Origin of the sequence: Pleomorphomonas diazotrophica (assembly GCF_002844595.1) — a bacterium.
GTDB lineage: Bacteria > Pseudomonadota > Alphaproteobacteria > Rhizobiales > Pleomorphomonadaceae > Pleomorphomonas > Pleomorphomonas diazotrophica.
This window is the reverse complement of the sequence record NZ_PJNW01000011.1, coordinates 300,237-310,367: the sequence shown is the minus strand read 5'-3', so window position 1 is coordinate 310,367 and position 10,131 is coordinate 300,237. Positions and strand designations below refer to the sequence as shown.

At 63.9% G+C, this 10,131-nt stretch carries 9 protein-coding genes and 1 pseudogene; 5 read left to right on the top strand and 5 right to left on the bottom strand.

The annotated features are described in order from the left end of the window. Positions 1–150, top strand: a pseudogene (locus tag CXZ10_RS21840) (UDP-glucuronate 5-epimerase); the annotation flags it as partial. A 46-nt stretch (positions 151–196) separates the two neighbouring features. On the opposite strand, the gene CXZ10_RS14865 reads toward CXZ10_RS21840, so the two are convergent. From CXZ10_RS14865 to menC, 4 genes are all read right to left on the bottom strand, one after another. Further along, entirely contained in the window at positions 197–1,627 is a 1,431-nt protein-coding gene (locus CXZ10_RS14865; RefSeq protein WP_101290110.1) for a mannose-1-phosphate guanylyltransferase/mannose-6-phosphate isomerase, read from the bottom strand. A 9-nt stretch (positions 1,628–1,636) separates the two neighbouring features. Continuing rightward, positions 1,637–3,043, bottom strand: a complete 1,407-nt coding sequence (locus CXZ10_RS14860; protein WP_101290109.1) for a phosphohexomutase domain-containing protein — start codon at positions 3,041–3,043, stop codon at positions 1,637–1,639. Positions 3,044–3,178: 135 nt separating this feature from the next. Next, positions 3,179–3,919: a GNAT family N-acetyltransferase gene (locus CXZ10_RS14855; protein WP_101290108.1), complete on the bottom strand. Its 741-nt coding sequence runs from the start codon at positions 3,917–3,919 to the stop codon at positions 3,179–3,181. Beyond that, positions 3,916–5,034, bottom strand: a complete 1,119-nt coding sequence (gene menC / locus CXZ10_RS14850) for an o-succinylbenzoate synthase (RefSeq protein WP_101290145.1) — start codon at positions 5,032–5,034, stop codon at positions 3,916–3,918. The genes CXZ10_RS14855 and menC overlap by 4 nt, the downstream gene beginning before the upstream one ends. 112 nt (positions 5,035–5,146) lie before the next feature. On the opposite strand from menC, the gene CXZ10_RS14845 reads away from it, so the two are divergent. Next, the gene (locus CXZ10_RS14845) at positions 5,147–6,091 is read left to right on the top strand and encodes a MurR/RpiR family transcriptional regulator (RefSeq protein WP_101290107.1); all 945 of its coding nucleotides are present in this window, start codon (positions 5,147–5,149) and stop codon (positions 6,089–6,091) included. Between the two features lie 85 nt (positions 6,092–6,176). Here the strand turns inward: CXZ10_RS14845 and CXZ10_RS21575 are convergent, their stop codons facing one another. Beyond that, positions 6,177–6,320 carry a hypothetical protein gene (locus tag CXZ10_RS21575; protein ID WP_180336008.1) on the bottom strand — a complete coding sequence of 48 codons (144 nt, stop codon included), beginning with the start codon at positions 6,318–6,320 and terminating at the stop codon, positions 6,177–6,179. A gap of 443 nt (positions 6,321–6,763) precedes the next feature. Here CXZ10_RS21575 and CXZ10_RS14840 point away from each other — a divergent pair, with 443 nt between their 5' ends. The 3 genes from CXZ10_RS14840 to CXZ10_RS14830 all read left to right on the top strand — a co-directional run bounded on the left by CXZ10_RS14840 (position 6,764) and on the right by CXZ10_RS14830 (position 10,072). Beyond that, complete coding sequence (locus CXZ10_RS14840) at positions 6,764–7,537, top strand: potassium channel family protein (protein ID WP_101290144.1); 774 nt, start codon at positions 6,764–6,766, stop codon at positions 7,535–7,537. Positions 7,538–7,671: 134 nt separating this feature from the next. Further along, positions 7,672–9,210, top strand: a complete 1,539-nt coding sequence (locus tag CXZ10_RS14835) for a YjjI family glycine radical enzyme (RefSeq protein WP_101290106.1) — start codon at positions 7,672–7,674, stop codon at positions 9,208–9,210. After that, complete coding sequence (locus CXZ10_RS14830; protein WP_101290105.1) at positions 9,203–10,072, top strand: YjjW family glycine radical enzyme activase; 870 nt, start codon at positions 9,203–9,205, stop codon at positions 10,070–10,072. The genes CXZ10_RS14835 and CXZ10_RS14830 overlap by 8 nt, the downstream gene beginning before the upstream one ends. Positions 10,073–10,131: the final 59 nt, after the last annotated feature.

Here is a 10,131-nt window from a genome sequence, read left to right as displayed (position 1 = left end):
CGCAACCTCCTGCCCATGCAGAAGGGCGACGTCCCCCAGACCTATGCCGCACCCGACCTCCTCAGGGAACTGACCGGATACGTGCCGGATACCGACGTGCCCAAGGGAGTGACCAGGTTCGTCGAATGGTACAGGACCTGGAAAGGCTGAAGAACGGCGGACGCGGGCAATGCCGCGCCGCCTGTCGATTATCCGGTCAGGTTCGCCGATAGACGTCCTCGATGCGCTCGATGTCGTCATCGCCGAGATAGGCGCCGGATTGCACCTCGATCAACTCCAGCGGAATTTTGCCCCGGTTGGAGAGACGATGCTTGGCACCGAGCGGAACATAGGCTGACTGGTTGATCGTCAGAAGCCGAGGCGCCTCGCCCTCAATCTCGATGGTCGCCGTGCCGTTGACCACCACCCAATGCTCGGCCCTGTGCTGGTGAAGCTGCAGCGACAGCACACCGCCGGGATCGACGACCATGTACTTCACCGCAAAGCGCGGCCCGGCAACCAGCGCCTCGATATAACCCCACGGGCGATAGTCGCGACGGTGCAGCGTCGCCTCGTTGCGCCCGCCTTCTTTCAGCGCGTCGACCAGACCCTTCACCGCCTGCGCCTGCTCGCGTGGCGCCACCATAACCGCATCGGGCGTTGCCACAACCAATAGGCCCTCGGCGCCGATCACCGTCGTCAGGATGCCTTGGCTATGAACGAGACAGTCTCGCGAAGCGAGTACCACGCCATCGCCGTGAACGGCGTTACCCTCCCCGTCATGCTCGCTCACCTGCCAGATGGCGTCCCACGCACCGACGTCGGACCAGCGGAAACGCCCCTTCACCACGGCGATCTCGCCTGTTTTCTCGATCACCGCGTAGTCGATGGATGTCTTGCGCGCCGTCGAGAAAGAATCTGGATCAAGGCGGACGAAGCCGATGTCCTCCGACGCCTTATCGACGGCCTCCGAAGCAGCGGCGCCGATATCAGGCGCATATTTGCCGAACTCGGCCAGCATCTGGCTCGCCTTGAACAGGAAGTTTCCAGAGTTCCAGAGAAAGCCCTGCCGCAGATAATCGAGCGCCGTTTCGGCATTCGGCTTCTCGACAAAAGCGTCGACGAGGCAAAGGTCGTCGTTGTCTCCAAGCGCAGCGCCGGGGCGAATGTAGCCATAGGCCGTCTTGGGCTCGGTCGGCACAAGACCGAACACCACGATCTTTCCCGCCTCGGCGGCCTTGAGCCCAAGCCGGACGGCATCACGAAACACCTCGTCGTCGAGTACGACATGATCGGCGGCGAGCGCCAGCACCATGCTGCCGGGGCTTATCTTTTCGGCAAAGGCGGCGGCCGCTGCCACCGCGGCAGCGCTATCACGACGGGCCGGCTCCAGGACGACCGTTGCCTTGACGCCGATGTCGGCCGCCTGACGACGGGCAAAGAAGCGAAAGGCGTCCGAGGTGATCACCACTGGATCATCGAACAGCGAGGGGTCGGCGACACGCCTGAGCGTCTCCTGATAGGTGGAGAGATCGCCTGTCAACGGCTGGAACTGTTTGGGAAAAGCATCTCGCGAGGCCGGCCACAAACGGGTGCCGGACCCGCCGGCCAGGATGACGGGAACGATCTTCGGGGATCCTTGCGGCATCTTGGCCTCTCAGGCTGCGAAATGACGGTTAAGGGCGGCCAGCATGTCGGCGAGCAGTGCATCGGTGGCCTCGGCGCTGTCGGTCTCGACATAGCAGCGGAGCTCTGGAGCATTGCCCGACTGGCGGAAATGGACGATGTCCCCACCCGACAAAACCAGACGAAGCCCGTCCGTGCGGTCGACGGCAACCGGCGCCGCAAGGCGAGGGTCGAGCGCAACGCGCGCCTCACGCGATCCGTCGAGAGCGGCGATCAGCTTCGCTCCGTCGGCGGGCGCGATCTTCTTGAGGCGGTCGGCCTTCATGACGCGCGGCGGGAGGTCGGCCACCAGCGCCGACAGCGGCCTTTTCGCCTCAGCCGAGGCGACGAGGGCCGCGACCATGGGCAGGATGGCGTCGCGGGTCGGCAAACGTTGAAGCGAACCGCCGGAAAGCGCGATGTCGCTCTCGGTCAGGAAGCCGCCGTTGGCTTCAAAACCGACCACAGGTACCGTCGTGGCGGCGGCCATGCCAGCCACGACATAAGGAGATCCGATGCGGGTGCGCACCACTGTCTCGAACCAGCCGGTCATCTCGATGGCCGATGTCGAGGAAATTGGCGTCACCACTGTCTTTGCGCCGAGCCGACGGGCCGTCAGGATGCCGAGCACGTCGCCATTCACCTGTCGGCCGGCTTCGTCGATGACGAGCGGGCGGTCGCCGTCGCCGTCGGTGGACACCACGGCGTCGAGATGGTGGGCAGAGATCTGCTCCTTGGCGCGGGAGAGATCGGCGGGGTCCAGAGCCTCGGTGTCAACGGCGATGAAACGGTCGGAGCGCCGGAACGGGAACACCTGAGCACCGAGACCCTCGAGAATGCGAGCCGTCAAGTCGCGACCGACAGCGGAATGCAGGTCGAGTCCAATCCGCAGCCCATTGAGGGGCCGACCGACGAAAGCGTCGGTGTAGCGGGCGATGTAGGCCTCGGCAACGGCCGGATCAACGGGCGGCAAATCGCCGTTGGATATGGAAAGTCCCTCTGCGAGCAGGGTCTCGGCTCGTTCGCGAACCGGCGCCTCGTCTTCCTTCAGAAACTCGCCATCCGGCCGGTAGAACTTGATGCCGTTGTAGTCCTCGGGAATGTGGCTGCCGGTGACCATGACGGCCGGCGATTGGCGGGCCAGCGCATAGGCGGCCAATGCCGGCGTCGGCACGTTGCCGGCATAAACAGGCGTCCAGCCAGCGGCAACGATAGCCGCTGCGGCATGGCCGGCGATCTCCGGGCTCGACGCCCTGAGATCCGCACTCAGATAGACCGTCCGCGACGGGATGCCGGAACAAATAACGTCCAAGAAAGCGCGGACATAGGCTGCTGTCGTTGAGCCAGTGAAATCGATGGCAGGGCCTCGAAGGCCCGACGTTCCAAAACTGACGGACATGGCATCTCGCGATCAAGAGGGGAGGCAATAAGGGAAAGCGTTGGAATCTATGAAAAGAACGAAAGAACCTCGCACAAAACTATGTAGTCCAGCAGGCCGCCGGAGGCAATGCGCGCCCGACGTCTGGCCCGCCATCTAGCTGGCGGGGGAACGTATCAGGAGATAGGCCGGTTCCCGCGAATCGACGCCGACAATGACAAAGCCGGCGGAGAAAGCTGCTTCGATTTCCTCCCGCACCCGCAAACGTTCTGCGCTTGCGGCGCTCGAGTCGGTCTTGAGCAAGGCCGCGAAATCGGCAGGCAGAGCGATCCGGCAGGCAACCGAAACCTCTTCCGGAGACAACATGGCTTGCCCGGCCCGACAGCGTGCATAGCGATCACCGTCGAGCCGCCAATCGGCGAGGAGCCGATCGGACGCGGTGCCCGCGTTGATGCCCCCCATCACGCCATAGTAGTCGCGATGATAGGTCGAAGCCGTGGCGCCGAGACGACCGATGTTGAGGGCGGCGTTGGGAAGGCGGAGAGGATCGTAGGTCCATCGCACGTGGCGAATGCCGCGTTGAAGGCACCAGTCGGCCTGATACAGCTTCAGTTTCAGGCCAAGCCCGAGGCCGCGAGCCTCGGCGCGCACGGCGAGGCGATGCGAATGCTGCACGCCGGGGGTCGCCGTCGGAAAGGCGAAGACATAGCCGATCAGCCGATTCTCGTGAAAAGCGCCGGCGGCGAGCCCGCCCTCAGCCTGGATCACCATCATCAGGTCGCCCGGGTCGATCTTGTCGTCCGGCCCCCAGACATCGCGCTGTAGTTCTTCGGCGGCGTGGAACTCGGCGATGCCCTGAAGATCACGGATGATCGGCTGCACGTCGGCGGCGCTCATGCTGAAAAGCTCCGGACCGACCGGGTGACATCGTCAAGGGCATCGCGGTCTAGATGAACGCCGATGCCCGGCCCCTCAGGCACGGGCATGCGGCCATCCGCGGTTTCCAGCTTCTCAATGATGATGTCGCGATGGAAATAGCGGCTCGCCGACGACGTGTCGCCAGGTTTCTTGAAGTTGGGCAGCGTCGAGAGATGAATGTTGTGAGCGCGGCCAACGCCCGATTCCAGCATGCCGCCGCACCAGACGGGAACATCGAAGGCGGCAGCGATATCATGAACGCGGATCGCTTCGGCGATGCCGCCGACACGGCCGACCTTGATGTTGATGACGCGGGTGGCATCGGCCTGAAGCGCCCGCCGGGCATGGCCGACGCTGCGGATGCTCTCGTCAAGGCAGATGGGCGTCCTGAGGCGGCGTTGCAGCGCCGCGTGATCGGCGATGTCGTCGTGGGCAAGCGGCTGCTCGATGTACTCGAGGTGAAAATCATCGAGCCGCCCGAGAACCGCCCAGTCGGAGAGCCGGTAGGCGCTGTTGGCATCGACCGACAACGTGATGCTCGGAAAGGCTCGCCGCACCGCTTCCAGAAGCTCGATGTCATGGCCCGGCATGATCTTCAGCTTGATGCGCTTGTAGCCCTGCGCCACATGACTCTCCACACGCGCCAGCGTTCCCTCGATCGGGCCGATGCCGAGCGAAACGCCGACGTCGACCGCCTCACCCGAACCGCCGATCAGCGTTTTGAGCGGCAGGTCGAGCCATTTGGCCCACAGATCCCAGTAAGCCATCTCAACGGTGGCGAGCGCCATGCGGTTGCCCCGCCATGGAAACAGAAGCTTTTCTACCGCCGCCGGATTGTCGAACGACCGGCCCAGCATCGACGGCAGAATGGTTTCGCCGATCAGGTCCATGGCACCAGCGATCGTCTCCTCGAGAAAGTCGGGCAGAGGATCCATCACCCCCTCGGCATAGCCCTCGAGGCCGCCGGCACACAGCGTCACCAACGGGAAGACACGCTCGGTCATGGTGCCGGTCGAAATGGTGAAAGGATTGATCAGCGGTAGCCGGACGAGCCGCAGTTCGGCGCGTTCGATCGGCGGAAGGGAACGGGTCATCGAGAAGGCCTCCGAAAGGGCGGTGAAACCGTAGGCGCCTGCAAGTTTCTTTGCAAGATTGACAGTCGGCAATTTCCCTGTCAGCGTCCCCGAAACCTCCAGGGAGCGTGACGTGAAGGAGCGAAGCGGCCTACAGGAAACGTCCGGAGCAGGCGCCGACCTCCGCCGACGCATCGAGGAAAGCCTCGCTGCCGCCACGCGAACGGAGGCGGCCATCGCCGGCTTCTTTCTGAGCGACTTATCCAGTCTGCCCTTCGAGACCGCCGGTTCGGTCGCCCGACGCATCGGCGTTTCCGAGGCGTCGGTCGGCCGTTACTGCCGTGCCATAGGCTTCCGCCATTTCAAGGACCTCAAGGCATCGCTCCGGAGCGACCTCGGCGATCGCGCCTTTCTGATCGGCGATCGGCTGCGCGATTTCGCCGAGCGCAGTCGGGCCGGAGAGAGCCGCGCCCTTGAAAAGGAAATCGCGGCGATCGTCGCCAATCACGAACTCGCTGCAACACCCGCCTTCCGCTCGGTGACGGTGCGGCTCGCCCGAACAAAGAAGGTTTTCATCGCCGGCTTCCAGACCGAACGCGGCCATGCCGCCTATCTCGCGCACGGCCTGTCCTATCTCCGGCCGGGCGTACAACTGATGGACGCCGCCGACGGCACCTTCGCCGATCTCCTGCTCGACGCGCCGTCGGAAGCGGCGCTGGTAATCGTCGATGGGCGCCGCTACTCGCGCCTCGCCCGCCATCTCGGCATCGCCGCCCGGGCCGCCGGGGCCCATGTGACCTTGATCACAGACCCCTATTGCACTTGGGGTCGCGAAGCTGCCGATGAGCTATTCATCGTCCGCACCGACTTTGATCATTTCTGGGATGCCACGTCGGCCATGGCGAGCCTGACCGGCCTGATGGTCAATGCAGTGTTTGCCGAACTCGGTCCTGAGGTGGAAACGCGCCTCAGCGCGGTATCCGCTCTTTATGGCGACTTCATCGGCCATACGGCCGCTGGTGGTCCCGAGCGTCCAGGGGGACGACCCTCGGCCAGCCGTCGCAGCCTTCCTGGCTAGGGTTGCGGCACCCCCTAAAAAGCAAAGCGCCCGACATCCTCTCGGATCGGGCGCTCGACAGGAACAAATGAGTCAAGATCTCTTGTCAGAGACCGGCGATCCGGCTGCTGCCAACGCGGACATACTGGCGCTCACGGAACTCCGAACCGAAGCCGCGCACATAGGTGGTGTCCCGCTCGACGGCGCGGGACTCGCGGAACGTCCTGTTGAGGGGAGCCTGGGCGAACATCTCGGTTTCCTTTCCTTCAGCCGAACACTCCGTTCGACGCCCTCCATATAGGCGTCCGCCCGCATATACGAAAGTCGCATTCACTGAAGACTGGCCAAAGAAAATCTAAAGGCGGCGTTAGGGTTTCCTTCACCTTCTTTTGGAGCGCCACCGATCAGGTCCCACCTGTGCAGCGCGACGTTCAATGAACGGACTTCGGCGAGGCGGAACCTCGCCATAACGCCGATGGTTGTTCGTCGGATTGTCAGAGTAGGCCGGGAGTGAAATCCTACAATGACGAGCTAACGCCATTTTGCCTCGCAGGCGCCATGGGAAGGATCTGACCCATCGTGACGACCGAGCCACCGGCCACACCGCCCGACGCTACGGAGACGCCGAAGGAAGCCCCCAGCGTGGAAGCGCTGCTCCAGTTCCGTCAACGCCAAGACACAGAGCCTGAAGACATGCCGGATCGTGCGGCTTGGCGCCAGCGCTTGCGGCGGCTTTATGTTGGAACGGACCCCGAGGCCGTGCGGTTTCAATGGGCGTTCGCAATCGTCGATCTCGTCATCATCGGCTTCTTCATCCTGAGCCCCGTCTTGCAGGACTTCCAGGCTTTCCTGTGGTTCGACTACGCCGTGGCGTTTCTGCTCGCCGCCGATCTGACGGCTCGGGCAGCCGCAGCCCTCAGCCTTCGGCAGTGGCTGCGCCGTCCGTCCGTCTGGGTGGACTTCGTCGTACTGGCAACGCTGCTGGCACCGCTCTGGCTTGCCAATCTCGGTTTCCTGCGCATTCTGCGCCTTTGGACGCTGTCGCAGAAAGGTCTGTTCTGGCGCTCCCTTCGCCGGCGTGGCTACCAGGAGTGGGAGGACGTCGGCCGCGCGGCCATCAACCTCGTCACCTGCCTCTTCATTATCACCGGCTTCATATACACCGCCTTCGCAAGGCCGGACTCGGGCATGGAAGGTTGGGTCGACGCGCTCTATTTCACGGTGGCGACCATAACGACCACCGGCTTCGGTGACATCACGCTTCCCGGAACGGCCGGCAAGCTGACGTCCATCGTCACCATGATCGTCGGCATTTCGCTGTTCGTGCGCCTCGCGCAGGCGCTGTTCCGCCCCTACAAGGTCACCTTCCGCTGCCCGAAATGCGCCCTCCTGCGGCACGAGCCCGACGCCGTCCATTGCAAGGCGTGCGGTCACCTGCTGGCGATCCCTGACGAGGGCGAAAGCTGAAGTGCCGAATGACCCGGCAAAGCCGCATTCCTCATGCGACGAGCGGCGTAATCCCGCTTGCGCCAAATCATGGCCGCATAGCCCGGCACGGCGTAGCCTGGGATAGGAAACGCGTCCGAGATTGAGGAGCCGCCATGACCGAAACGCTGGGCCAGTTGCGCAAGATTGCGCAAGATCGAACCCTGAGCTTCAAGCAGAAGGAGCATGCGCTGGCGGTCGAGGCCGAGAACATGCTGCCCTACGTGCTGCTGGACGCAGAGACCCGCGCCGCGCTCGACGCACGCATCATCTGCGACATGTACGAGGGACACGCGCCCTACAAGCCGCGCTACGTGCTACCCGATTACGAGGTGGTGCTGAAGAACGGTTCAGCCCATCTGGAGCTGCCGAAACCGGAAACGCTCGATGAGGCCATCAGCACGCTGCAGATCGCCTATCACCACGTTCCCTCGGTCACCGGCATGCCGGTGTTCATCGGTCATCTCGACGCGCTGCTGCTGCCCTTCTGCGATGGCGTCTCCGACGACGAACTCTACCGCAAGATCAAGCTGTTCTGGCGCTATATCGATCGCGTGCTGCCTGACGCCTTCCTGCACGCCAACATCGGTCCCGCCGACAATCGCGTCGCCCGCGCCATTCTGAGGGTCGACGCCGAGCTGAAGCAGGTAGCACCCAACCTCACCTTCCTCTACGACCCCGAGGTCAGCGGCGAGGCCATGCTGCGGCTTTGCACCGACAACATCATCGCCTGCTCCAAGCCACATATCGCCAACCATCCTGTTCACCGCGAGGTGTTCGACGAGCCGGGCTACGCCATCGTCAGCTGCTACAATGCCCTGCCGCTCCGGGGCGGCGCCGCCTCGCTTGCCCGCGTCAATCTCAAGAAGGTCGCCGAGGCGAGCGCCAGCGAAGTCGACTTTCTCGACGTCCAACTGCCGCGCTATGTCAACCTCAATGCCCGCCTGATGCGCGCCCGCATCGACTATCTGTTCCGCCAATCGGGCTTCTTCGGCGGCAACTTCCTCGTCGAGGAAGGCTGGATCGACAAGGGCCGCTTCACCGCCATGTTCGGCATCTTCGCCATGGCCGAGGCGGTCAACCATCTGCAGGATCTCGCCGGCCGGCCCGGCCGCTACGGACATGACGCCGAGGCCAACGCGCTCGGTCACCGCATTTCGGCGCGTCTCGCCGAACTGGTCGACCGTGAGCCGATGGACCACATTTGGCGGGGCGTCGCCATGCTGCATGCCCAGGCGGGTCTTTCCAGCGACGCCGGCACCACGCCCGGCGTGCGTATCCCCTATGGCAGCGAGCCAGATCCGGTAAGCCACGTGCAGGCGCTTCTGCCGCACCACCAACACTATCTCTCGGGTGTTTCTGAGATTCTCACCCTCGACGAAACGGTGCGGGCCAATCCTGAGGCCGTGTTCCAACTGGCCAAGGGCGCCTTGCAGCTCGGCTTCCGCGAGTTCACCGCCAACGTGACCGGCAACGATCTGGTCCGCGTCACCGGCTTCATGATCCGCCTGTCCGACGTCAAGCTCTACAACGCGGCAAAGGGATCGCGCGTCAACACCACGGCGCTGGGCGCCGAGGCGGCCGACACGGTGCATATCCTCGATCGCAAACCGCGGGTCGTCGGGCTTGAGCTGATGGCGGGTTCCGGTGTCTGACGGCGTCGCCGCCGTCAGCAAGTTCTTGACCTGGTCGGTGGTCGACGGGCCGGGGAATCGCTTCGTGCTGTTCCTGCAGGGCTGCAATTATCGTTGCATCACCTGCCACAACCCGCACACCATCGGCATCTGCAACGACTGCGGCACCTGTGTCGCCGTTTGTCCTTCCGGAGCGCTGACCAAAACCGGCCGCAAGGTCGTTCACGACCCGGGACTTTGCGTCGCCTGCGACAGTTGCCTTGCGGCCTGCCCGACTCGCGCCAACCCCATGGTTCGGCGCATGACGGTGGAGGATGTGCTCGCGCTTCTTCGCCGCAATGCCCCGTTTCTCAACGGTCTCACCGTATCCGGCGGCGAAGCGACACTCCATCTCGATTTCCTGATCGATCTTTTCGCGGCCATCCGCGCGGCGCCCGACCTTGCCCATCTGACGCTGTTCATCGACAGTAACGGCCATCTGGCGGCCGAAGGCTGGCAAAGGGTGCTGCCGCTGACCGACGGCGTCATGCTCGACATCAAGGCCTTCGATCCCGACCGCCATCGCCGCCTCACCGGTACCGATAACAAGCTGTCTCTCGCCTCAGCCAGACTGCTCGCCGATGCCGGCAAGCTCTATGAGTTGCGTTTCCTGCTTGTTCCAGGCGAGACCGACCGTCCCGAGGAAATAGGAGCGCTCGCCGCCCTCGCGCGCGAGCTTGACCCCAATATCCGTCTGCGCCTCAATGCTTTCCAGCTCCACGGTGTACGCGGATCGGCGGCAACCTGGAAGGCCATGCCGCGCGACGGGGTCGAAGCAGCAGCCGCTGCTCTCGCGGCAGCCGGCTTCTCAAACGTCGCAGTGCCCTCGGTCTGGCTGCCCTGAGGAGGCGAAGAAAGCGGCGGCGCGCTGTTCGGCGGGCGTCAATTGGCGGCTTTCAATGA

Bases quoted from the DNA above. Each gene is read 5' to 3' on its own strand.
- CXZ10_RS21575 (WP_180336008.1), bottom strand. From the start codon at position 6,320: ATGTTCGCCCAGGCTCCCCTCAACAGGACGTTCCGCGAGTCCCGCGCC.
- CXZ10_RS14865 (WP_101290110.1), bottom strand. From the start codon at position 1,627: ATGCCGCAAGGATCCCCGAAGATCGTTCCCGTCATCCTGGCCGGCGGG.
- CXZ10_RS14835 (WP_101290106.1), top strand. From the start codon at position 7,672: ATGACCGAAACGCTGGGCCAGTTGCGCAAGATTGCGCAAGATCGAACC.
- CXZ10_RS14855 (WP_101290108.1), bottom strand. From the start codon at position 3,919: ATGAGCGCCGCCGACGTGCAGCCGATCATCCGTGATCTTCAGGGCATC.
- menC (WP_101290145.1), bottom strand. From the start codon at position 5,034: ATGACCCGTTCCCTTCCGCCGATCGAACGCGCCGAACTGCGGCTCGTC.
- CXZ10_RS14860 (WP_101290109.1), bottom strand. From the start codon at position 3,043: ATGTCCGTCAGTTTTGGAACGTCGGGCCTTCGAGGCCCTGCCATCGAT.
- CXZ10_RS14840 (WP_101290144.1), top strand. From the start codon at position 6,764: ATGCCGGATCGTGCGGCTTGGCGCCAGCGCTTGCGGCGGCTTTATGTT.